We start from the raw sequence: 22,167 nt of genomic DNA on the forward strand, positions 1-22,167 counted from the left end.
AAGGCATCACTCCAAGTAGTACACTCCACACCAAAGTGACACATTGCACACGGGGTGACTCTAGTATCGGTAAGATTCAGCGACCGCGTATATCGCGAACATCGACGACAATTGCCGTTACAGACAGACTTTCCTGGTCTCCCTGAGGACGCACGCCTGACAATGAGGTTGTACAACCGACGCTTCTCTCGCATCGGGAAGTGTAGGGACTTTCGCATGGGCCGGGGTTGCGGGTTTTCTTCAAGGAGATGCGGGTGGACTTCCTCGTTCTTGGACCTCTGGAGGTGACCAACGGCGACCAACGGCTGGACCTTGGAGGCATAAGGCAGCAGACCGTGCTCGCCGTCCTCCTCCTCGATGCCAACCGGGCGGTCACCACCGGCCGGCTCATGGAGGCGATCTACGGAGACGACCCGCCGACCACGTCCCGGGCCCAGGTGCAGATCTGCATATCCGCCCTCCGGCGCCTTTTCGCCGCCCAGGGCAGCGCCGATCTCATCGCCACCCAGTCCCAGGGCTACGCGATCCAGGCCGACAGCAGCCGGATCGACTCGCACCGCTTCGAGAACCTCCTCCTCCAGGCCCGGCGCGCCCGCGAGGACCGCAGCCCCGAAGAGGCCATCAAGCACTACCGCCGGGCGCTCGCGCTCTGGCGCGGCCCCGCCCTCGACGGCATCGAGAGCAGGCTCGTGCAGTCGGCGGCGGGCAGGCTCATCGAGCACCGGATCACGGCGAACGAGGACTGCCTCCAGCTTGAGCTGGATCTGGGCAGGCATCACGAACTGGTCGGCGAGCTCAGCGAGCTCGTGGAGGAGTATCCGCTGCGTGAGCGGCTCCGCGGCCAGCTGATGCTGGCGCTATACCGATCGGGACGTCAGGCGGAGGCGCTCCAGGTCTACCGGCTCGCCCGGCAGACCATGATCGAAGAACTCGGGATCGAGCCCAACGAGCGCCTGCAGCAGCTGGAATACGCGATCCTCACCTCCGACGAGAGCCTCGACCTGCCGGCGCAGCCCGTCAAGGTCGCCGAGGAGCCGCCGGCCCGCGTGCCGCACGTCCCCGGCATGCTCCCCACCGACATCGCCGACTTCACCGGCCGCACCAAGCAGATCGACGACATCCGCCAGCGGCTGACGCTCGCCTCCGGCGACCGGTCCCGCTTCGCCGTACCGATCATCGCGATCGTCGGGAAGGCGGGGATCGGCAAGACCACCGTCGCGGTGCACTCGGCGCACAGCGTCGCCGAGCACTTCCCCGACGGGCAGCTCTACGCCGACCTGCACGGGGGCCTGTCCCGTCCGACCAGCCCGATGCAGGTGCTCGAACGGTTCCTGCGCGTGCTCGGCGTGCCGGGCACCGCGCTCCCCGACGGCCTGGAGGAGCGGGCGGAGATGTACCGCGCCCTGCTCGCCGACCGCAGGATGCTGATCGTGCTGGACGACGCGGGCAACGAGAGCCAGGTCCTGCCGCTGCTGCCCGGCAATCCCGCCTCCGCCGTGATCATCACCAGCCGGAGCAGGCTCGCCGGACTGGCCGGTGCGATCCACGTCGATGTGGACGTCTTCGATTCGAGCCAGTCGATGGACCTGCTCTCCCGGATAGCCGGGGTCGAACGGGTGCAGTCGGAGCCGGAGTCGGCCGCGGCGCTGGCCGAGCTCTGCGGCCAGCTCCCCCTGGCGCTCCGCATCGCCGGCGCGCGGCTGCTGGCACGCCCCCACTGGAGCATCGAGCAGCTGGTGGGACGGCTCGAGGACGAGACCCGCCGGCTTGACGAGCTCAAGCACGGCGACATGGGGATCAGGGCCAGCATCTCGCTGACCTATGACAGCGCCGGCGAGGACGCCCGGCGGCTCTTCCGCCGGCTGGCGATCCTGGAGTCGCAGCTCTTCTCCGCCTGGATCAGCGCGGCACTGCTCGACCTGCCCTTCGCCGACGCGCAGGACCTGCTGGACGACCTGGCCGACGCGCAGCTCGTCGAGACCACGGGGGTCGGCCGCGGGGTGCACACCCAGTACCGCTTCCACGACCTCATCCGGGTCTTCGCCCGGGAGCGGCTGGCCGCGGAGGAGTCCGCCGGCGAGCGGAGCGCGGCCCTGGCCCGCGTGCTCGGCGGGCTGCTCTTCCTCGCCGAGGCCGCCCGCCGCCGTGAGTACGGCCCCGACGTCATGATCCACAGCGACGCCTCCCTCTGGTCGCTGCCCAGGGAGCTGGTCGACCAGCTGATCGCGGTGCCGCTCGCCTGGTTCGAGCGTGAGCGCATGATCCTGGTCTCCGGCATCCGACAGGCGGCGCAGGCAGGCTTCGTCGAGCTCTGCTGGGGCCTGACGATCAACGCGGTGACGTTCTTCGAGGCGCGGGTCTACCTCGACGACTGGCGGGAGACCCACGAGATCGCGCTGGCGGCCACCCGGCACGCCCGGGACAAGCGCGGCCAGGCGGCGGTGCTCCACTCGATGGGCTCGCTGGCCATCACCGAGCAGCGCTTCGACGACGCCCAGCGCGACTTCGAATCGGCGGTCCGGCTGTTCCGGGAGGTCAGCGACGACCGCGGGGTGGCCATGGCCATCCGCAACATCGGCTTCCTCGACCGGATGAACGGCCGCTTCGACGAGGCCGAGGCGCACTACGAATGGGCGCTGACGACCTTCCGCGCCATCGGGGACCAGGTCGCCGCCGCCTACGCCCTCCACAACCTGGCCCAGCTCCGGCTGGAGTTCGACGACTTCGACGGCGCCAAGCGGCTGCTGTCGGAGGCGCTGCAGCTCAGCGGGAACGGCGGCAGCAGAAGGATGAAGGCCCAGGTCCTCAACCGGATGGGCCGCGCCCATCTGCAGTCGGGCGAGCCCGCTCTCGCGGCGCGCATGTTCGACGAGACGCTGACCATCGTCAGGGACATCGGCGACCCCACGGGTGAGGCGTACGCGCTGTACGGGCTGGGCACCGCGCGGCTGCGCCAGGGCATGCTCGCCGAGGCGGAGGGGGCGCTGCGCCATGCCCTGATGATGGCCAGCACCTCCAACCAGCGGCTGGCGGAGGCCCGGGTGCTGGTCGGCCTGGGCGAGCTGGCCATCGCCTCCGGCGGACCGGCCCAGGCCGTGCCCTACTTCCAGCAGGCGCTGTCCCTGTTCCGCCGGATACAGGTCCCGGTCCACGAGGCCCGCACTCTGATCATGCTCGGCGACGCGCACCTGGCCGCAGGCAACAGCGCCGCCGCGCACGACGCGCTGGCCGAGGCGCACGCCCTGGCCGAGAAGCTGGATCCCCCGGTGGCCGAGCAGATACGGGCGCAGCTGGCCGAGAAGGCCCGTGATCGGGAGGGGTGAGCGGTGAGGCCGGGAGCCGTCCGCCGGAGCTACGGCCGCCCCACCCGCCGCCGCTCCTGCTGACCGGCTGCCCGGCGGTGCTGCCGGCGCGCCCGCACGCCGCGCCAGATCTCCTGACCGCGGGAGAACCCGCTCTCGGCCAGGTCCACCAGCGTCCGTGTCACCGCCGCCCTGATCGACGGGTAGCGCACCCGCAGCTCCAGCCAGAGGGACTCGGCGCCCCTGGCGACCCGCACCGCGACCGAGCGTCCCTGGTCGGCGAGCTCCTGCCGCCGGCGCCGGAGCTCCTCCCGGCTCTCCTCGGCGAGCTGCCGGCCGGCCGCGTCGGCGCTCGAGGTGAGCAGGAGCACCGACACGATGGCGGCGCGGGTCTCCAGCTCCTCGGGCCTGCCCTTCAGGGCGCGCCCGCGCTGCTCCGACCACCAGGTGACCCGTCCGATCGCGGCCCGCCGCATCGGATGCAGGCCGCCGGCGCGCAGCCGCCACCGGTGCGTGCGGGCCGCCTGCGGGACCAGGCACAGCTCGACGGCCGCCGCCACGCCCCGCTCCCAGGTCTCCTCGGAGACCTCGCCGACGACGTCGTACAGCCGGTCGAGCACGCCCCGCACCTCGGCCATGATGACGGGGACCTCGGTCTCGGCCCTGAGCAGGCGCGCGCACCCGCCCGCCGTACCCTCCGGGCATTCCGGATGCGCGCAGCGGTGCCGGGCCGCGTGCGCGAGCGCGCCGGCCGCCACCGTCTCGGCGACGGCGTGGTGGCCGGACGACCCGCCCCTGGCCAGGTCGAGGAGGCCGTCGGCGTCGATCGCCATCCCCCGGTATCTCGGCCGCAGCCCGGCCGTGAAGGCCGCGGCGAAGGCGGCGACGGCCACGGGTCCGGGCGTGGTCTCCTCAAGCCACGCGCGGTCGAAGCGCCCGTCCCGGACCTCCCGGTCCAGCCAGGTCGCGAGCCGGGCGCGGCCGCCCTCGCGCAGCCACGACTCGGCGGCCCCCGGCCGGGCCGTCAGGTCGATCGCCAGCGCGGCCGGGGTGGCGTGGGAGCGGTCGGCGAACTCCAGGGGCGCGTACCGGCGGACGGGCGCGACCTCGGGCGCCGCGCCGGCCAGCCACGACCGGACCGCCTCGCCGTCCCAGCGCGTGGCCGGGTCGACGCTCAGCAGTCCGGCCAGCAGCCGCTCCCAGCGCTCCTCGCCGACGGCTCCGAGGTCGACGGCCGCGTCGCCGGGCCCGAACACCGGGGGGCGGCCGGTCAGGAGCTCGTGGACGACGACGCCCAGCGTCCACCAGGCGGCGGGGGCCCCGCGGACCCCCTCGACGGTCTCGGGCGGCACCGGCCAGGACGTGCCGGCCGGCAGGGCCGCCCACTGCGCGGCACGGTGGTGGCCCAGCGCCAGCACCAGCGGGCCGGTCTGCCTGACCAGCAGGTCGTCGGGGCCGAAGTCGCCGACCACGTGCCCGAGAGCGCCCTGCCAGATGTCGAGGCAGCGCGCGACGGCGGCCACGATCTCAAGCGACCGCTCCTCCGGCAGCGGCCCGGTGCTCATCAGGTCGCGGAGGGTCCCCAGCGGGAGGAACTCCTGGACCAGCCACGCCGCCCCCACCCGGTCGTGCTCGATCAGCCTCGTGGTGTACGGCTCCCCCGTGATCAGGCCGCTCAGCCGTTCCAGCAGGGCCGGGTCCAGGCTCAGTCCCGGCCGGTAGACCCTGAGCGTCACCGGCGTGGCGTCACCCTTGCGGGGACGCGCCAGATAGAGATCGCACTCGTCGTTCTGGAGCAGGAGCCGCTCGATGAGGTATTTCCCGGTGAGGGCCCAGGGGACGGAGACGCGCGGGATCATGCTCCTCCCTCCGGCAGCCCGGGGAAGGACAGCGGCGCGTGCGCGCCCGGCCCGAGCGGGACGGACGAGGCGGCGGGCAGGCGCAGCAGCGGGAGCGGAGTGGGCGCGCTCCTGCCACGCCCGGGGACGCTCTCCACATCGGCGCCGTGAGCGGCTCTCCGCTCCAGAATCCACCAGGGGGCGTCGCTCTTCACCCTGCGGATTCTAGCCAAAAAGCCGCCTGGCGCTTCTGGGCACAGCGCCGGCTCGGCCGCGGCACTCCACGCGAGGCACCTGTCGCCGGGCGTCGGGCCCACGCCCGCGGGCATGGAACCGCGACCACCCGGGACGGCCCGGGACGGCCTCCCACCGTCCCGGGCGTGATGCGGTACTGAGACCGCGATCGCCCCGCGGCCGTTCCCGCCGCGGGGCGATCCGCCCCGCCGGTGACCACCGGCGGGTCCGGCGCGGACGGCCGCGGGTGGCGCGCCACCGCTACCCGCCCGCGCCGCCGCTACCCGCCCGCGCCGGCCAGGCCGAGCAGCAGGTCCTTGACCTCGGTGGCGGCGAAGTGCTCCCTGGCCGCGGCGGGATCGGAGCAGAGCAGGACCGGCGCGTCGCGCGGGTCGGCCGGGAGCCGCCCGTGGGATCCCCGCACGGCCCGTGCCCCCGCGTCGAGCCCGACCACGCTCATCATGTAGCGCATGCCGAGCTTCTTGCGCAGCAGCGCCGCGGCGGCGCGGCGCTTGGCCGCGCCCGGCCCCGCCGGGTCGAAGAACAGCTCCGCCGGGTCGTAGCCCGGCTTGCGGTGGATGTCGACCAGGCGCGCGAAGTCCGGCGCCCGGGCGTCGTCGAGCCAGTAGTAGTAGGTGAACCAGGCGTCGGGCTCGGCGACCAGGACGAGCTCCCCGGCGCGGGGGTGGTCCAGCCCGTGCCGGGCCTTGCCCCCGCCGTCGAGCACCTCGGCCACGCCGGGCAGGGCCGCGCACAGCTCGGCCACGGCCGGCACGTCGGCCGGGTCGCGCACGTAGACGTGGGCCACCTGGTGGTCGGCCACGGCGAACGCCCGTGACGTCCACGGGTCCAGATACTCCATACCCGCCTGGGTGTGCACCCGCAGCAGCCCCTCGGCGCGCAGCAGCCGGTTGACGTCGACCGGGCGGGAGACCTCCGTGATGCCGTACTCCGACAGCGCCACGACCGTGCTCCCCCGGGCGGCCGCCGCCTCCAGCAGTGGTGCCAGCACCCGGTCCAGGTCGGCGGCCGCGGCGGCCGCGCGCGGATCGGAGGGGCCGTGGCGCTGCAGGTCGTAGTCCAGGTGCGGCACGTAGGCGAGGGTGAGGTCGGGACCGTGCGTTCTCATGATCTGCTCGGTGGCCCGGCAGATCCACTCCGACGAGGCGATCCCCGCCCCCGCTCCCCAGTAGCTGAACAGCGGGAAGTCCCCCAGCCGGGCGGTGAGCGCGTCGTGCAGTTCCGGTGGGTCGGTGTAGCAGTCGGGGTCCTTTCGCCCGTCGGCGTGGTAGATCGGCCGCGGGGTGACGGTCCAGTCGACGTCGGCGCCCATGGCGTACCACCAGCACACGTTGGCCACCGTGTAGCCGGGGCGGACCCTCCGGGCGGCCTCCCAGAGCCTCTCCCCGGCGACCAGCGCGTTGTGCTGCCGCCACAGCAGCACCTCCCCCAGGTCGCGGAAGTACCAGCCGTTGCCCACGATGCCGTGGCCGGCCGGGAGCAGTCCGGTGAGGAAGGTCGACTGTACCGAGCAGGTGACGGCGGGCAGCACCGTCCCGAGCGACGCCTGGAAGCCGCCGTCGGCGACGGCGCGCAGCCGGGGCATGTGCTCCAGCGCCCGCGGGGTCAGCCCGACCACGTCGAGGACCAGCAGTGATGTCATGCGCTCATCCCCAGACCGCACAGTTCGGCACGGGCGAAGGCCAGCTCGGCGGCGATGCCGTCGGCGAGCTGGCCGGGGGTGCGCGGGCGCTGCGCCGCGGGGAGCACACCCCAGGTGTAGGTCTCCACGTCGAAGTGGTCGCAGGCCGCGTCGGCGGCGCCGACCAGCTCGCCGAGCGCGTCACGCAGCAGCGGCGCGGTCGTGGCCAGCGGCGCGGCCGGGGAGGAGTGCAGCGGCACGTGGTAGTGGACCCGCCAGGGACCGGGCAGTCCCGCCGCGAAGGCCTCGTCCAGGTCGTCGGCGGCGCCTCCCGCGGGGTTGCGGGTCTGGTGCAGGAAACGCGGTTCGGCGTACTCCCGCAGCGCGTCGGGGTCGTCGGTCTCCAGCGCGTTGGAGAGCTGGACCTTCACCACCGGCACCCGTGCCCGGCCGAGCGCGCGCAGCGCGTCGGCGGGCCTCTCCCACGCGCACGCGAGGTGCGCGAGATCCAGGCAGACGCCGAGCCGGTCGGTGTCGGCGCCGGAGAGCGCGGCGACGGCCTGGCCGGTGGTCTCGACCACGCAGCCGGGCTCCGGCTCGAAGGCGACCCTGATGACCCGCCCCGTCCGGCGCTCGATGTCGGCCAGCCCCGCGGCGAGCTCGTCGAGCATGAACGCGGCGGCGGCGGCGCGGGCGCCGTCCCAGGGGTGCCGCCACGCCAGCGGCAGCGTGGAGATGGATCCCCGCGCCGCGTCGTCCGGGAGCAGGTCGGCCAGGACGCGCGCCAGGTCGAGGGTGTAGCGCAGGCGTTCGGGGGTGGTCCAGTCGGGGTGGTAGACCGCCTGTTTGACCACGGGGTCCTGGAACGAGCGGTAGGGGAAGCCGTTGAGCGTCACCACTTCCAGGCCGCGCACGTCCAGCTCGCGGCGGAAGCGCCTGCGCGCGCCGCCGTCGACGGCGATCGCCTCGGCCACCGGCGCGGCCAGCCAGAGCCCGAGCCCGAGCACCTCGCTGCCGAGGCGCTCGCGGATCGGCAGCGCGTACTCGTCGAGCTGCCCGACGATGCCGGCGAGGTCCTCGGCCGGGTGCACGTTGGTGCAGTAGCTCAGGTGGAGCAGGCGTCCTCCCGGGTGCCGCAGGCGCATCAGCTGCCTCCCCGCAGGATCGAGCTGCCCTCGAAGGCGGGCCCGGCGTCGCCGACGGCGGACAGGTCGAGCCGTCCCGACTGGCCGTAGAACTCCGCCGGGTTGCGCCAGAGCACCCGGTCGACGTCGTCGTCGGTGTAGCCCGCGGCGAGCATCGCCTTCCCGGTCTCCAGGGTCAGCAGCGGGTCCGAGACGCCCCAGTCGGCGGCCGAGTTGACCAGCATCCGCTCCAGCCCGTGGGTCCGCATGATCTCCACCATGCGGGGTGGCGACATCTTGGTGCCGGGGTAGATGGAGAACCCCATCCAGCAGCCGGAGTCGTGCACGAGGTCCACGGTCACCTCGTTGAGGTGGTCGATGGCGACGCGCCCCGGCGGGATGCCGGACTCGGCGACGACCTCCAGGCTGCGCCGGGTGCCGCGGGCCTTGTCCCGGTGCGGGGTGTGCACCAGCGCGGGCAGGTCGTGCTCGACGGCCAGCGCGAGCTGCGCGGCGAACACCTCGTCCTCCTCCGGGGTCATCGAGTCGTAGCCGATCTCGCCGACCGCGACGACGCCGTCCTTGTCGAGGTAGCGGGGCAGCAGGTCGAGCACCGGCCGGCAGCGCGGGTCACCCGCCTCCTTGGGGTTGAGCGCGATCGTGGCGTGGTGGCGGATGCCGAAGTTGCCGGCCCGGTACGGTTCCCAGCCGATCAGCGAGTCGAAGTAGTCGGTGAAGGAGCCGGGGTTGGTGCGGGGCTGGCCCAGCCAGAAGGCCGGTTCGACGACCGCGCGGACTCCGGCGGCCGCCATTCTCGTGTAGTCGTCGGTGGTGCGCGAGGTCATGTGGATGTGGGGGTCGAAGATGCGCATCAAGCCTCCTTCTCGGCTGTCAGCCGGTTGAGCAGGGCGGTCGCGTCCGCGGGGATCGAGCGCCCGGCGGCGGCGCGCTCCTCGGCCAGCGCGGCCAGCATCACGGCCAGTTCCGGGTCCGCCCGCTCGGCCAGGGCGTCCACCGCCGCCAGCGGGACGCCCATGAACACGCACTTGAGCACCGCCTGCCGCCACGCCGCCTGGTCGAGGTCGCGGGCGCAGGGGCCGAGCGCCGCGGCCACCAGGCGGGCGTCGTTGGTGCGGATCGCGTCGTGGAGCAGGGGTGGGGCCGCCGGGCCGACCGCCAGCATCGGCAGCGCCTTGAGCACCGCGCGCTTCTCGTCGGGGTCGCCGTACCGGTAGAGGGCGGTGACCTCCTCGGCGGCCCGGTCCGGCGGCAGCGCGGCCAGCAGCAGCGCCCTGACGGCCTCGTCCGCCGTCCAGCCCGGGGCGTCCGGCAGCGGCGCCCGCCCGGCGTTGCGCCCGGCGGCGGCGAAGGACCGCCCGACCGTCTCGGGCCGCTCCGCCAGGCGCGCCAGCGCGCCGTCCAGCCATCCCCGCGCCGGTACGGCCGGCAGCGCGGCCCGCAGTCGTTCCGGTCCCATCACGGCTCCTCCCCTCCGGCGGCCGTCCTCGCGGCGGCGCCCCCTCCGGTGGTGCGATCTCCGGCGCCCTGCGCTCCGGCCGCGCGCAGGAAGTCGATCGAGCGGGCGGCCACGGCCGGCGCGGCGTGCGAATGGCGGGGGAGCTCGACCGCGACCAGCCCGCGGTAGCCGATCTCGCCGAGCGCGCGCAGCACCGGCGGGAAGTCGATCTCCCCCTCCCCGAACTCCAGGTGCTCGTGCACGCCCCGGCGCATGTCGTCGATCTGCACGTTGACCAGGTGGTCGGCGACGGCCCGCACGCAGGCGGGCACCGGCTCCGGCTCGACGCAGCGGCAGTGGCCGATGTCGAGGGTCAGGCCGAAGACAGCCGGCGCGCCGAGCGCCGCACGCAGCCGCCGCCACCCGGCGACCGTCTCGACGAGCATCCCCGGTTCGGGCTCGAAGCCCAGGGGCAGGCCCGCGGCCTCGGCGGGGCCGACGAGCTGGGCGCAGCCGTCCACGAGGCGTTCCCAGGCGACCCCCTCCGCCACCCCGGCCGGGCGCACGCCCGCCCAGAAGGACACCGCCTCGGCGCCCAGGTCGGCGCCTATCGCGATCGCCCTGCGCAGGAAGTCCAGCCGCGTCCGCCGCTCGTCGTGCAGCAGGGTGGGAGCGTGCTTGCGCCGGGGGTCCAGCAGGTAGCGCGCGCCGGTCTCGATCACCACCGCGAGGCCGAGGCCGCGCAGCCGGTCGGCCAGCGCCGCCACCCTCCGGGCCAGCCCGCCGGCGTAGGGGTCGAGATGGCCGTGGTCGAGCGTCAGGGCCACGCCGGTGTAGCCGAGGTCAGCGATGACCTCGCAGGCGTCGGCCAGCCGGTGGTTGGCGAACCCGTTGGTCCCGTAGCCGAACCTGAGGGCGGCGCTCACGTCGGTGAGACCTTCCGGGCGAGCCGCCGGCCGAGCGGGGCGGCCACCGCCACGGCCAGTCCTGCGGGGACGGCGCCGGCGCGGACGGCGAGCGCGCCCTGCAGCGCGGGCAGCACGGTGATGCCGGTCCCGACGGCGCCGCGGATCCGTGGCGCGGAGGGGTCGGCGACGGCCCTGGCCTGGGCGGATCCGAACCGCGCGAGATACCAGGAGGCGAGCGCCGCCTGGAGGGCCGGTCCCCGGCCGGCGCCCCGCCCGCGTCCGGCGGCGGCGACCCCCGCGGCCAGCGCCGCCGTAGCGGCCAGGGTCGCCGTGGGCAGCAGGCGGTCGGCGCCGGACACCTCGCGCCGCGACAGCGAGGTGATCATGTAGGTGTGGGCGGCGACCGCGAGGGCGGGGGGCAGCGCGGCGGCGAACGTGCGCGGCGGCGGCCACGCCCGCGGCCCCCCGCCCGGCGGCGCTCCCGTCCCGCCTTGGAAGCCCGTCCCGTCCCTGAGGTCCGTCCCAGCTCGGAAGCCCGTCCCGCCCCTGAAGCCCGTCCCGCCCCTGGAGTCCGTCCCAGCTCGGAAGCCTGTCCCGCCCCTGAAGCCCGTCCCGTCCCTGGAGTCCGGACGGCCGGCGGCGGGACACGCGCCGAGCAGCACGTCCAGGGCACGGCAGGCGGCCATCACGGCGGGACCGGCGGGCGTGTCCTTCGCCAGCAGGTCGTAGGTCCATATGGCGGCGGCGAGCGGCACGGCCACGGCGAGCCCCCGGCGGCCGGCGGCGAGCCCGGCCGCCGCCAGGCCCGCGCCGGTCAGCCCGGCGGCGGCCGCCAGCGCCAGCCCCGGAGACACCCGGCCGGACGGTATCGGCCGCCGCGGGCGTTCCACCGCGTCCAGGTGGCGGTCGGCCCAGTCGTTGGCCGCCATCCCGGCCCAGTACAGGCAGACCGACGCGGCTGCCAGTGCCGGTGTCCGGCGGCCGAGCGTCCCGGCGGCCGAGCCGCCGGCCACGACGTCACCCGGCACGGACAGCACGGCCGGCCCGCGCACCAGCTCCAGGAGGTCGCGTACCGCCGCCATCAGGACCGCTCCCGCGGCTCGAGCCCGGCGACGAAGTCGCACAGCACCCGCCACTGCTCGGCCAGGGCGTGCGGCTGCGGCCCGAGCGGATCCTTGAAGAAGAAGGCGAGCTCGGTGAGCGGGCCGACCCGCCCGGACCGGTGCGCCGCCGCGGTCAGCCGTGCCAGGTCGAGCACCAGGGGCGCGGCGAGCGCGGAGTCGCAGCCGTGCCAGGTGAACTCCATGCGCATCGGCACGCCGAGGAACCCCTCGAAGGTCACCAGGTCCCAGGCGGTCTTGAAGTCGCCGATGTCCTCCAGATACTCGATGCGGGTGGTGCCCTGGGGGGTGTAGCCGAGCGTCTCGGCCAGCACCCGCTGCTTGCTGGGCGGTCTTGGCCGCGTTGGGCGCCGGCTCGGCGAGGTTGGCCGCCGTCCCGCCCGCCGCCCAGCAGGTTGATCCCCGACCACGTCCGCACCCGCAGGTTGCGCAGGGCGAACATCGGGGCGAGCACCGACTTGACCAGCGTCTCACCGGTCTTGCCGTCGTGCCCGCCGTACGGCAGGCCCTGCCGCCTGGCGAGCTGGTCCAGGGCGGGCAGCCGGGCCACCGGGTCGACGGGGTGAAGTCCCACGTAGGGGCAGCCGCTGCCGAAGGCGGCGTAGGCGTAGAGCGCGCTCGCGGGCAGCAGCGTCCGCGAGCGGGGCAGCTCGGCCTCCAGCGCCGCCAGGTCGGCGTGCGCGGGGTGCGGCTCGGGCGCCGGCTCGGTGGTCGACACGTTGATCACGACGACCCGGTCCAGGCCGTGCCGCCGCCGGAAATCGGTCAGGTCGGCGCCTATCAGCTCCGCCGTCCCCGCCTGGTCGCCGGCCTCGGGCGCCGGCCGCAGCTCCCGCTCGACCGCCGGCAGCTCGTCGTGGAGCGCTCTGACCAGCCACGCCGGCACCACCCCGGCGACGGCCAGCGCGTCGGCCTTCTTGGCCAGGGGCGTCGAGGAGACGTCGTGCCCGCCGAAGACGAGATCCCCCGGACCGGGGATCCCCGGGTGGCGCAGTCCGGGCAGCTCGGTGACGCAGCCGGTCGGACCGACCAGGCCCGCGCGCAGCGCGAGGGCCCCGATCACGCTGGTGGCGGCGACCGATCCCCGCGCTCCCACCAGCCACACTCCTGTACGCATCCGGGCCTCCTGTCAGATTCGGTTCCTGTGGGGAGCGGCGGCGCGGGTGCCCGGTCGCCGCCCGGGGTCGGCGACGGGGTCAGGGCGGGTTGTGGGATCTTCCTCCTGCCGTGGTCACCCGGCCGGTCCCGCCACGGCGGAGATCCGGGGAACGCCCTCCGGCCGTCGGAGAGGGCGGCGTCCCCTCGGCTGGGAAGGCGTCGTCGAGCGCACCGGCGCCACGCCGGGCCTGGGAGCACACCTGTTGTCCCATGAACGCATAACCCACCATGCCGACCCCGATGTCAACAGTCAGGACTCGAATCCGAGCGGGAGCCTGAGCTCAGGGAGCTGACCGTCCCTGAGCCCAAGCACCGCCCGTGGTCTGACGACCCCTGGTAGGACCTCCCGCCCCAGGACCAGACCCCGGTCCGACGCGCTCCCACCCCCCGCTCCGCGATCGTGAACGCCATGTCGAAATCCCTCGCCACCGTCGTGGCCACCCTGCTGGCCGTGGGCGGCCCGTCCGCCGCGGCGGCCATCCCCGCCGCCGCGTCCGGGACGCCCCTTCAGGAGTGGCGGACCTGCCCCGGCGACAAGATCGGCATGGAGTGCGCCGACCTCCAGGTCCCGGTGGACTGGCAGAAGCCCGGCGGCCGCAAGATCACCTTGAAGCTGGGCAGGCTGAAGGCCACCGGCACCTCAGAGGGCTCCGTCCTGGTGGCCTACGGCGGCCCCGGCGGCCCGGGCATCGCCATCACGCAGTCCGTCCCCGGCTGGTGGACCGGGCTCCGCGAGCGCATGGACATCGTCACGTGGGACACCCGCGGCTACGGCGAGCAGTTCCGGGGCCTCAGCACCGGCCTGCCGTGCGCCTGGACCCGCGTCCCCGTTCCGGACGTCCCCGAGGACGACGCCGACTTCGGCCGCCTGTCCGACACCAACCGAGGCTACGCCGAAGCCTGCCGGCTCAAGGATCCCGAGCTGTTCGCCCACATGACCTCGGCGGACCAGGCCAGAGACATGGAGGCGATCAGGGAGGCCCTGGGCGGCGGCAGGCTCAACTACTACGGCGCCTCCTACGCGGGCTTCTACGGCCAGGCCTACGCCCGCCTCTTCCCCGGCCAGGTCCGCACGATGGTCCTCGACGGCACGTGGAACCACAGCGCCGCCGACTGGCCTCGCGAGCTGGAGGAGATGGCCAGGTCCAACGAGGAGTTCATGCGACGCGTCTTCACCTGGTGCGCCGCCAACGACTGCCGGGACGTGCCCGGCCTCTGGCGCAAGGTGATCGACCGGGCGGAGCGCGCCCCCATTCCCACGACGACCCCCGACGTGGCCTACAAGGCCCGCGACCTCCAGTCCTTCGCCCTGGCCATGGCCCGGCAGGGCACGCCGGGCTGGCCCTCGCTGGTGCGGGCGATCCGCAAGGCGGCCGAGGGCGACGCCTCCGACTTCGTGCCCGCTCGCGGCAGCCGCTATCCCGACCAGGCCACGGGTGTCACGGAATGCGCCGACTGGCCGCGCTACGCCGGCCTCAAGGAGCTGACCGCGGCCACCGACCGGCTGCGCCGGATCGCCCCCCTCACGGGCAGCGCCAACACGATGGCCTCGGCGACCCTGAGCTGCATCGGCTGGCCCGTGCCGGTGACCAACCCGCCCGCCCCCCTTCCCGCGGGCCTGCCCCCCATCCTGGGCGCGGGCGCGTGGGGCGAATCGGACGCGGTGCAACGCGCCCTGGCCTTGGTCCCGGGCAGCGTCACCATCCGCCACGACGGCCCCGGCCACACCCTCTACGGCGACAACCCCTGCGCCCGCGAGCGCATCGACCGCTACCTCACCGACCGGACGCTGCCCCCGCCCGGCACCGCATGCTGACGTCGGGCGCGTACGGCTCTCGCCGCCGACGTCGCGCATGGGCCGGGCACGGCATCGACGCGCAGCGCCGGACCCGCTGACCGTGCGGGCCCTGCCACAGCGTGAGCCGGAGCGCGCCGTCCGGGCCCAGGCCCGGGGGAAGCGGTCCGCGGGTGTGTCGCTCAGTGGGGAGACGCGGCGATCCGTACGCGGTGGCTGTCGTCGTCGGACAGGAACGACGCCAGCGCCCGCCCCTGCTCGGCGACGGTGGTGCGGTCGGCCCGGGAGAAGCGGCGCAGCGGGGTGACCGTCACGGTGCCGGCCCTGACGTCCCAGGTCGCGGCCACCCGGCCGTCGACCAGCACCACGCGTGCGCCGGCGACCGACAGGCCGCGGTGGGCGTCGTCGACGATCCGGCTGCGGTCGTGGTAACCGAGGAGCGCGTTGTCGAACGCCGGCAGGAACCGCACCGGGGCGGGTGTGTCGGGGTCCGGGCGCGGCGCGTCGGGGAGGTCCAGCAGTTCCCGGCCTCGCTCGTCGCGGAAGGTGACCAGCTCCTCGCGTACCGCGGCCACCGCGGCCGGCAGTCCGGCCAGGCCGCACCAGGCGCGCAGGTCGGCCGCGGCGGCGGGGCCGAACGCGGCCAGATAGCGCCGTACCAGCGCTCCGCCCACCGGATCGGAGCCCGCCGGGGCCGGCGGGTCGATCTCGCGCCCCAGCCAGGAGGAGAGCAGGACGTTGCGCACCCCCGCCTTCGTGCGCCACAGCCCGCGCGGTGGCAGCTGCGCCATCGGGACGAGGGCGGCGACCAGCATTTCGCCCAGCGCCCGCGGGCCCGGCGCCGGCCAGCGCCCGGCCAGCGCCCGCGCGAGCTCGGCCATCGAGCGGGGCTCGTCGTCGGCCATCACCGCCCGGCCCGCCGTCGCGAGCTCGTCGAGATCCACCCCGGCGAGCTCGCGGCGGTAGGTCCCGAGCACCCGCTGGCGCAGCATGGTGTCGTGACGGGCCCGCCAGGCCAGGGCGTCGTCGGCGGTGAGGAGGTGGACGGTGCGGCGCATGAGGTGGGTCCGCACCACGCTCCGCCGGGTCAGCAGGTCCGAGAGCGCCGCCGGGTCGAACGCGCGCAGCCGGGACCAGAGCCCGACGAACGGTTCCTGCGGTTCCTGCGCCTGCAGGCCGCACAGGTGCGCGACGGCGTCGAGGACCGGCATGTCGGCGCGGTCGAGCAGCAGTTGCCGGGCGAGCGTCGCGCGGTTGAGCGCCCGGGTGTCGAGAACAGTCATCGGGGTCACGCCGCGGCGCGCTCGTCGGCCGACCGTCGGCGTGGCGCCGCGCGGGTGACGGCCGGCACGGTGTCGTCGCGTCGGCCCTTCGGGGCCCTGCCCGCGACTTCCTCCGACTCCCCGTGGGGTCCGTACACGTCGGCGGTGCCGACGGGGTCGATCCCCGGGTCCGGGGCCCGGTGGATGATCCGCACGCGGTCGTCGCGGCCGGTGTCACCGGCCGGTCCGGGCATCATGGTGCCCGGGCGGTGGGGGCCGATCTGGATCCCGGTCCGGCCCAGCGCGCGAATCCTCACTGCCACGTCCTTCCTTCGAGTTGTGTGTCGCTCCGGTGGGAGCCGGCAGCGCCGGCCGGACCGGCCGCTGCGGCCTGCCACCGGCCGGCGGGCAAAGGCCGTCGCCGGACGCCTCCGCCGGAGCGCCGGCCGGGCGGCGGGTGCCGGCCGGCCGGGCTCCGGTGGTCAGGAGGCGTCGTATCCGCTGACGACGTCCACGACCCAGGTGACGCCGAACCGGTCCTTCAGCATTCCGTAGAGGGGCGCCCACTGCGCGGGTCCCAGCGGCCGCAGGACGGTCGCGCCGCCGGAGAGCTTCCCCCAGTACGCGGTGACCTCCTCGGCCGTCTCGCCGCGGAGCGAAATGAAGAACGCGTTCTCGCCCTGGTTCCACGGCAGGTGCGAGGGCACGTCGTAGGCCATCACGCGAAAACCGCCGCCGGAGGCCACCTGGCCCCACATCACCTGGTCCGCCTCGGACGGGTCCTGGACGTTCCCGGCGTCCTCGTACGTGATCGTGATCACGTCCCCGCCGAACACGGACTGGTAGAACGTGAGTGCCGCGCGGGCGTCACCTCGGAAGTTCAGGTGGGTCACGGCGTTGACGGACATGATCGGCTCCTTCGTCTCTCGATCGATCTTGTTCGGGCAGTCCCGCGCATCCAGGTCCGGCGGCCGGCAGGGCGCGTCGGCCGCGGGGCCGGTCCGCTGTGACAGCGGGAGCTCGGTGCCCCCGCCGCCTGACGACGGTCACGAGGATCGGCCCGCCCGGCCCTGCCGGGTGACCACAGTCGCAGGAGAAGCGGCCAGGTTGTGGCCGCTTCTTGGGGCAAGATTGGCGTCATGCCGAAGACATCAGCGCGACTGCTGTCAATGCTCTCCCTGCTCCAGGCGCGCCGGGACTGGCCGGGGGCGCTACTGGCCGAGCGGCTGGAGGTCAGCCCACGCACCGTGCGCCGCGATGTCGACCGCCTGCGCGAGCTCGGCTACCCGATACTGACCACCAAAGGCCCCGACGGGGGGTACCGGCTCGACGCCGGCACGGAACTGCCCCCGCTGCTGTTCGACGACGAGCAGGCGGTCGCCCTCGCCGTCGCGCTCCAGATCGCCGCCACCACCGGTGCCGGCATCGAGGAGGCCGCGGCGCGCGCGCTGAACACCGTCCGGCAGGTCATGCCCGCACGGCTGCGCCGCCGGATCGACACCTTCCAGGTCACCGCCGTCGAACGGCCCGACCTCAGGCCGGCCCCACAGGTCGACAGCGGCGTGCTCATGGCGCTCAGCGCCGCCCTCCACGCCCGCGAGGTGCTGCGCTTCGACTACGCCCCCGCGTCCCCGCCGGAGGTGGACGACAACGGCGTGCAGGCCCCGCCGCGCCGGGCGCAGCCCCACCACCTCGTCACCTGGGGCGGGCGCTGGTATCTCGTCGCCTGGGACCTCGACCGCGAGGACTGGCGCACCTTCCGTGCCGATCGGATCACCCCGCGCACCCCCACGGGTCCCCGCTTCACTCCGCGCGAGCTGCCCGGAGGTGAGGTGGCCGCCTTCGTGGCCGGCAGGTTCCGGGGCTCCGACGGCTCCGGCGACTGGCCCTGCCGCGGCGAGGTGATCCTCGACCTGCCCGCCGCCGCCGTGTCCCGCTACACCCGAGACGGAATCGTCGAGGAACTCGGCCCGGACCGCTGCCGGCTCGTCCTGGGCTCGTGGTCATGGCCTGGCCTGGCCGCCGCCATCGGCAGGTTCGACGCCGACATCGAGGTCGTCGGCCCGGCCGAGCTCAAGGACGCCTTCGCGCACCTGGCCCGCCGCTACGCCGACGCCGCGGCCTGAGACTCATCCCTTGGCGACGTGACCGAGGAGCCAGTCGACGAGCGGGCGGAGGTGGCGCCAGCCGTCGCGGACCTCGGTGAGCGCCCCGCGCCCCCGCGCCTTCGATCTGGGCACGCGGCGCTCGGCCCCCAGCGAGCTGTGGCGGAGCAGCTCGATGCGCGGGTGATCGGCCGGGTAGCCGCGGGGCTGGGTCTTGACCCGGTCGCCCACCAGCTCGAACCCGTCCTTGACCAGACGGTCGGTGATCTTGACGAGCCCGCCGCCGGTGTGCCCGTCGTCGACCGCGGCGCGGTAGCGGGCGGTCTCGGCGGGGTCGTAGGCGTGGAAGCCCGCGCCGAGGAACAGTCCGTCGGCCTCCAGCTGGAGGTAGTAGCCGACGCTCCCGCCCGCGCCGACCGTGACACCCTGGTAGGTCTTGTAGGGCGACTTGTCCTTGGCGAACCGGGTGTCACGCTGCGGCCGGAACAGCTTGGCCTGCCCGAACTCCTCCTCGAGCTCGTCGAGCAGCGCGAGCAGCGGCTCCCGGACGGAGCCCTCGTAGACCTCCTTGTGGCCGTGCCAGTAGTCGCGCGAGTTGTCGGCGGCCAGCCCCTCGTAGAAGGCGAACGCCCTGGCCGGAATGCCGTCGAAACCCATGCCGCTCCTTCCCTTTCCCCTTCTTCTCTTCTCCGCCCCTCTTCCCCGTCACGCCCGCGGCACGCCCGTCGTCACGCCCGCGGCACGCCCGCCCTCACAGCACGCTCACGAAGCGCTCGACCACCTCGGCGGCCTGCTCGGCGTTGAGCCGGGGGTCGCACGCGGTCCGGTACCGCGACAGGGGAGGCAGCGCGGAGAAGGGGAGCGGGGTCGGCACGCATTCGGTCACGTCCTCGGGCGTCATCTCCAGATGCAGTCCCGCCGGGTGCCGCCGCAGGGAGCGCAGGACTCGGACGAACGCCCCGACCTCCTCCAGGACCGCCCCCATGGGCCGGGTCTTGCGGCCGGTGCCGATCCGCATGGTGTTGCCGTGCATGGGGTCGCACAGCCACACCACCGGGGTGCCCCGCCTGGCGACCTCGCCCACGACCTCCGGCAGCAGCCGCCGGATCCGCGCGCTGCCCATCCGCACGATGAAGGTCAGCCGGCCGGGGACCGCCTCCGGGTTGAGCAGGCGGCTGAGCCGTACGGCGTCCGCCGGGCGGATCGATGGGCCGATCTTCAGTCCGATCGGGTTGGTGATCGAGGCGGCGAACGCCACGTGCGGGCCGTCGGCGGAGCGGGTGCGGTCGCCGATCCAGACCGAGTGCGCCGAGGAGGCGAACCGCCCGGCGCTCCCCTGCCTGGCGAGGGGATGCTCGTAGTCCAGCAGCAGCGCCTCGTGCGAGACGTGCGCCCGCTCGACGGCCTCCCGCCCCTCCCAGGAGGCCCGCACGGTGGCGAGCACCCGCTCGGCGCACTCGTAGGCCCGCAGCAGCCGCAGCGGGTCGGGGAAGCGGGCGCCGGGGTCGGCGTCCGGGCTGTTGACCGCGTCACCTCGGTAGGCGGGCATGACCGTTCCGTCGGGGACCCGCTCCCACGCCTCGGAGCGCGGCTTGCCGTACTGGCCGGCGAGTCGCCCGATCGGCACGACCGGGACGCCGGCGGCGGCGCCCAGCCCCCGGGCCAGGTGGTAGAGCTGGTCGAGCTTCCTGCCGACGTCGCACGGGTTCGACTCGCGGAACCGCTCGGCGCAGTCGCCTCCCTGGAGCACCAGCGCCCGGCCGTCGCCGGCGCGTCCCATCGACTCCGCCAGCCGCGCGCACTCCTCCTCGGTGACCAGCGGCCGCAGCGCGGCCAGCCGCCGCCTGACCTCGTCGAGCAGGTCGGGGTCGCTCCAGTCGGGCTGCTGGGGCGCGTGCCCCGGCGTCAGCGCCGTCACGGCCGCCTGCCGCCCCGCCGGTGGGCGATGTCGGCGCGCAGGCGGGCCTTGTCGACCTTGCCCACCGGGGTGTACGGCAGGGCGGAGACGTCCTCGACCCAGTCGGGGACCTTGTAGGCGGCCACTCCCCGCTTGCGGAGGAACGTCTGGATCGTCTTCAGGCTCGGCGCGCCGCCGCGGGGGACGATGTAGGCGCAGGTCCGCTCCCCCAGCAGCGGGTCGGGCATGGCGACCACCGCCACGGCGTGCACCTCGGGATGGGCGAGGAGGTGGTCCTCCACCTCCTCGGCGGGCACCTTGTCGCCGCCCCTGTTGATCACGTCCTTGACCCTGCCGGCGATGACGAGATGGCCGGTGTCCGTCAGCCGGGCGAGGTCGCCGCTGCGGAAGAACCCGTCCGAGGTGAAGGCGGCGGCGTTGTGCTCCGGCGCCCGGTAGTAGCCGCGGATGGTGTAGGGGCCGCGGACCAGGAGCTCGCCGACCTCCCCCCTGGGGACGTCACGGCCGTCCTTGCCGACGACGCGCACCTCGTCGGCGGGGGTGAGCGGCCTGCCCTGGGTGGACACGAGCACCTCCCTGGGGTCGTCGGGGCGGCTCTGGCTGAGCAGGCCCTCGGCCATGCCGAAGGACTGCTGGAGCCGGCCCAGCGTCCCGCCCACCTGGTGGGCCAGCTCGCCGGAGAGCGCGGCGCCGCCGACCTGGACCAGGCGGAGGCTGGAGAGGTCCTGCCGGGACCAGCCCGCCGCCTCCACCCACAGCTGGGCGAGTGAGGGGACCAGACCGGTGACGGTGACCCGCTCGCGCTCGATCAACGCGAAGGCGTCGTCGGGGCTCGGCGTCGGCGTCAGCACGACCGTCCCGCCCGCGTGCAGCGTCCCGAGGACCCCGGGGCAGCCGAGCGCGTAGTTGTGCGCGACGGGCAGCGCGGCCAGATACACCGAGGTCTCGTTCAGGCCCGCGTTCTCCGCGCTCACCCGGATGTTGCAGACGTAGTCGTCGTGGGTGCGCGGGATGAGCTTGGAGCGGCCGGTGGTCCCGCCCGACAGCAGGAACAGCGCGACGTCCCCGGGATCCGGCGGGGCCAGTGGCACGGGATCCCGTTCGACGTCGGCCAGGGCCGTGAACTCCTGCGGATCCCCGACGACGATGACGTGGAGGAGGGAGGGCGTCGAGGCCCGCACCTGCCGGGCGAGCTCCCGGTGGTCGAAGCCCTGGCAGGTGTCGGGGACGACGTAGGCGACGGCGCCGGCGGCCTCGGCCAGGGGGCCGATCTCGCTGTGCCGGTGGGGCGGCAGGGCCAGGACCGGCGCCGCCCCGACGCGGAACAGCGCGAAGCAGAGGAACACCAGCTCCGGGATGTTGGGCAGCTGGACCAGCACGCGGTCGCCGCGGCCGACGCCGAGCTCGCGCAGGCCCGCCGCGAGGCGGTCGGCGCGCGCGTCGAGCTCGGCGTAGCTCCAGCGCGAGTCCCCCGACACCAGGGCGGTCTTCGCGCCGTGGGTCCCGGCCAGGCGGCGCAGCAGGTCGCCGAGCGTCTCGCCGCGCCAGTAGCCCTCCCTCCGGTAACGCTCGGCCACCTCTTCCGGCCACTCCACACATCCGGGCATCATCGGCTTCTCCCTCCTCAGGGCCTCATGGGGCTATCCGCACGCTCCGCCAGCCGTCACCGGCGATCTCCCGGCGGTAGCGGAAGCGGTCCTGGACCTCGTCGGTCCGGCGCTGCCAGAACTCGACCTCCTCGGGGGTCAGCCGGTAGCCGCCCCAGTGGACGGGGCGCGGCACCTCCTGTCCCGAGAAGCGGTCGCCGGCCTGGGCCAGCTGCGTCTGTAGCACGCTCCGGTCCCCCACCACCCGGCGCTGGTCGCTGGCCCAGGACAGCAGCTGGACACCGCGGGGCAGACCCGCGAAGAAGGCGTCGGACTCGACGTCGGTGAGCCGGGCGACGCCGCCTTCGGCCCGCACCTGGCGGCCCACCTCCAGCCAGCCGAAGCAGAGCGCGGCCTGCGGGTTGACGGCCAGGTCGGCGCTCTTGCGGCTGCCGTAGTTGGTGAAGAACACGAATCCGTGGTCGACGTAGGCCAGGTCGATCCAGCGCGCCGACGGACGGCCGTGGATGTCCGCCGTGGCGAGCACGGCCGCCCGGCCCGCGGCCGGGCCGGTGCCCAGCCACTCCTCGTGCCAGCTCCGGAACTGGGCCAGCGGGTCGCGCTCCAGCCTCTCGGGGTCGATCCCGTCCCTTCTGCAGGAGGCGCCCAGCCGGATGAGATCGGTGGTCGTCGACATCGGCCTCTCCATCCACCATTA

At 74.4% G+C, this 22,167-nt stretch carries 20 protein-coding genes; 3 read left to right on the forward strand and 17 right to left on the reverse strand.

Annotated elements, in window-relative coordinates:
* Positions 1 to 254 precede the first annotated feature (254 nt).
* Positions 255 to 3,323 carry an AfsR/SARP family transcriptional regulator gene (locus J2S55_RS46630; protein ID WP_306875067.1) on the forward strand — a complete coding sequence of 1,023 codons (3,069 nt, stop codon included), beginning with the start codon at positions 255 to 257 and terminating at the stop codon, positions 3,321 to 3,323.
* A 29-nt stretch (positions 3,324 to 3,352) separates the two neighbouring features.
* On the opposite strand, the gene J2S55_RS46635 is transcribed toward J2S55_RS46630, so the two are convergent.
* The 10 genes from J2S55_RS46635 to J2S55_RS46680 all read right to left on the reverse strand — a co-directional run bounded on the left by J2S55_RS46635 (position 3,353) and on the right by J2S55_RS46680 (position 12,742).
* Positions 3,353 to 5,161 (reverse strand): serine/threonine protein kinase, encoded by a 1,809-nt coding sequence (locus J2S55_RS46635; protein WP_306875069.1) that lies wholly within the window; start codon positions 5,159 to 5,161, stop codon positions 3,353 to 3,355.
* Entirely contained in the window at positions 5,158 to 5,355 is a 198-nt protein-coding gene (locus J2S55_RS46640; RefSeq protein WP_306875070.1) for a hypothetical protein, read from the reverse strand. The genes J2S55_RS46635 and J2S55_RS46640 overlap by 4 nt, the downstream gene beginning before the upstream one ends.
* Positions 5,356 to 5,654: 299 nt before the next feature.
* Positions 5,655 to 7,037: an alkaline phosphatase family protein gene (locus tag J2S55_RS46645; RefSeq protein WP_306875073.1), complete on the reverse strand. Its 1,383-nt coding sequence runs from the start codon at positions 7,035 to 7,037 to the stop codon at positions 5,655 to 5,657.
* Complete coding sequence (gene eboE / locus J2S55_RS46650; RefSeq protein ID WP_306875075.1) at positions 7,034 to 8,161, reverse strand: metabolite traffic protein EboE; 1,128 nt, start codon at positions 8,159 to 8,161, stop codon at positions 7,034 to 7,036. The genes J2S55_RS46645 and eboE overlap by 4 nt, the downstream gene beginning before the upstream one ends.
* Positions 8,161 to 9,012: a TatD family hydrolase gene (locus tag J2S55_RS46655; RefSeq protein ID WP_306875078.1), complete on the reverse strand. Its 852-nt coding sequence runs from the start codon at positions 9,010 to 9,012 to the stop codon at positions 8,161 to 8,163. Before J2S55_RS46655 ends, eboE begins: the two co-directional genes overlap by 1 nt.
* Complete coding sequence (locus tag J2S55_RS46660; RefSeq protein WP_306875080.1) at positions 9,012 to 9,617, reverse strand: EboA domain-containing protein; 606 nt, start codon at positions 9,615 to 9,617, stop codon at positions 9,012 to 9,014. The genes J2S55_RS46655 and J2S55_RS46660 overlap by 1 nt, the downstream gene beginning before the upstream one ends.
* Entirely contained in the window at positions 9,617 to 10,522 is a 906-nt protein-coding gene (locus tag J2S55_RS46665; RefSeq protein ID WP_306875081.1) for a sugar phosphate isomerase/epimerase family protein, read from the reverse strand. The genes J2S55_RS46660 and J2S55_RS46665 overlap by 1 nt, the downstream gene beginning before the upstream one ends.
* On the reverse strand, positions 10,519 to 11,586 hold the full coding sequence (locus tag J2S55_RS46670; RefSeq protein ID WP_306875084.1) for an SCO3242 family prenyltransferase: 1,068 nt from the start codon (positions 11,584 to 11,586) through the stop codon (positions 10,519 to 10,521). The genes J2S55_RS46665 and J2S55_RS46670 overlap by 4 nt, the downstream gene beginning before the upstream one ends.
* Complete coding sequence (locus J2S55_RS46675) at positions 11,586 to 11,939, reverse strand: inositol-3-phosphate synthase (RefSeq protein WP_306875087.1); 354 nt, start codon at positions 11,937 to 11,939, stop codon at positions 11,586 to 11,588. Before J2S55_RS46675 ends, J2S55_RS46670 begins: the two co-directional genes overlap by 1 nt.
* Positions 11,843 to 12,742: an inositol-3-phosphate synthase gene (locus J2S55_RS46680; RefSeq protein ID WP_306875090.1), complete on the reverse strand. Its 900-nt coding sequence runs from the start codon at positions 12,740 to 12,742 to the stop codon at positions 11,843 to 11,845. Before J2S55_RS46680 ends, J2S55_RS46675 begins: the two co-directional genes overlap by 97 nt.
* A gap of 450 nt (positions 12,743 to 13,192) precedes the next feature.
* On the opposite strand from J2S55_RS46680, the gene J2S55_RS46685 reads away from it, so the two are divergent.
* Complete coding sequence (locus tag J2S55_RS46685; RefSeq protein WP_306875093.1) at positions 13,193 to 14,599, forward strand: alpha/beta fold hydrolase; 1,407 nt, start codon at positions 13,193 to 13,195, stop codon at positions 14,597 to 14,599.
* A 161-nt stretch (positions 14,600 to 14,760) separates the two neighbouring features.
* On the opposite strand, the gene J2S55_RS46690 is transcribed toward J2S55_RS46685, so the two are convergent.
* The 3 genes from J2S55_RS46690 to J2S55_RS46700 form a co-directional block, all read right to left on the reverse strand.
* A complete protein-coding gene (locus J2S55_RS46690) occupies positions 14,761 to 15,861 on the reverse strand; it encodes a winged helix DNA-binding domain-containing protein (RefSeq protein WP_306875096.1) in 1,101 nt (366 codons plus the stop codon).
* A 5-nt stretch (positions 15,862 to 15,866) separates the two neighbouring features.
* Positions 15,867 to 16,163: an aldo-keto reductase family protein gene (locus J2S55_RS46695; RefSeq protein WP_306875097.1), complete on the reverse strand. Its 297-nt coding sequence runs from the start codon at positions 16,161 to 16,163 to the stop codon at positions 15,867 to 15,869.
* A gap of 159 nt (positions 16,164 to 16,322) precedes the next feature.
* Positions 16,323 to 16,748 carry a VOC family protein gene (locus J2S55_RS46700; protein WP_306875098.1) on the reverse strand — a complete coding sequence of 142 codons (426 nt, stop codon included), beginning with the start codon at positions 16,746 to 16,748 and terminating at the stop codon, positions 16,323 to 16,325.
* 231 nt (positions 16,749 to 16,979) lie between these two features.
* Here J2S55_RS46700 and J2S55_RS46705 point away from each other — a divergent pair, with 231 nt between their 5' ends.
* Complete coding sequence (locus J2S55_RS46705; protein WP_306875099.1) at positions 16,980 to 17,966, forward strand: helix-turn-helix transcriptional regulator; 987 nt, start codon at positions 16,980 to 16,982, stop codon at positions 17,964 to 17,966.
* A gap of 3 nt (positions 17,967 to 17,969) precedes the next feature.
* On the opposite strand, the gene J2S55_RS46710 is transcribed toward J2S55_RS46705, so the two are convergent.
* From J2S55_RS46710 to pdxH, 4 genes are all read right to left on the reverse strand, one after another.
* Positions 17,970 to 18,602, reverse strand: coding sequence for a DUF2461 domain-containing protein (locus tag J2S55_RS46710; protein WP_306875100.1), 633 nt, complete (start codon positions 18,600 to 18,602; stop codon positions 17,970 to 17,972).
* Positions 18,603 to 18,696: 94 nt separating this feature from the next.
* Positions 18,697 to 19,863, reverse strand: coding sequence for a 3-deoxy-7-phosphoheptulonate synthase (locus tag J2S55_RS46715; protein ID WP_306875102.1), 1,167 nt, complete (start codon positions 19,861 to 19,863; stop codon positions 18,697 to 18,699).
* Positions 19,860 to 21,473, reverse strand: a complete 1,614-nt coding sequence (locus J2S55_RS46720; protein ID WP_306875104.1) for a (2,3-dihydroxybenzoyl)adenylate synthase — start codon at positions 21,471 to 21,473, stop codon at positions 19,860 to 19,862. Before J2S55_RS46720 ends, J2S55_RS46715 begins: the two co-directional genes overlap by 4 nt.
* 22 nt (positions 21,474 to 21,495) lie before the next feature.
* Positions 21,496 to 22,146, reverse strand: coding sequence for a pyridoxamine 5'-phosphate oxidase (pdxH, locus tag J2S55_RS46725; protein ID WP_306875106.1), 651 nt, complete (start codon positions 22,144 to 22,146; stop codon positions 21,496 to 21,498).
* Between the last annotated feature and the right edge of the window lie 21 nt (positions 22,147 to 22,167).

Source organism: Streptosporangium brasiliense (assembly GCF_030811595.1).
Classification (GTDB): domain Bacteria; phylum Actinomycetota; class Actinomycetes; order Streptosporangiales; family Streptosporangiaceae; genus Streptosporangium; species Streptosporangium brasiliense.